General features: G+C 25.6%; 1 protein-coding gene. It reads right to left on the bottom strand.

From position 1 onward, the window contains the following. Positions 1-51 precede the first annotated feature (51 nt). On the bottom strand, positions 52-293 hold a 242-nt coding region (locus V7183_RS15590; protein WP_335360107.1), incomplete at its 5' end, for a GNAT family N-acetyltransferase.

Here is a 293-nt window from a genome sequence, read left to right as displayed (position 1 = left end):
ATACATATTTTCCATATTTCTGTACAAAAGAGATACGGTTTTTACTATTCGTTAAAAATCATAACAGTATAAAAATACATTCAGTTTATCTTTCATTGAATCAAAACAAATTTCTTTTTCACTTATACGTTTAAAGTTTTGACTGTCATAAAATCCATAGTTACATTTATTATCTGTATATAGATATAAGGATTCCACATCCATACTTTTCATATAATTATACAAATGATTCATTAGAGCTTTTCCAACTCCAAGACCTCTAGATTCCCCTGATACAATAAATAATTGTATAC

Origin of the sequence: Bacillus sp. JJ1127, from assembly GCF_036965845.1 — a bacterium.
In the GTDB taxonomy this organism is placed as follows: Bacteria; Bacillota; Bacilli; order Bacillales; family Bacillaceae_G; genus Bacillus_A.
Note: the sequence above shows the minus strand (reverse complement) of the source record. Positions and strands in the feature narration are given on the sequence as shown.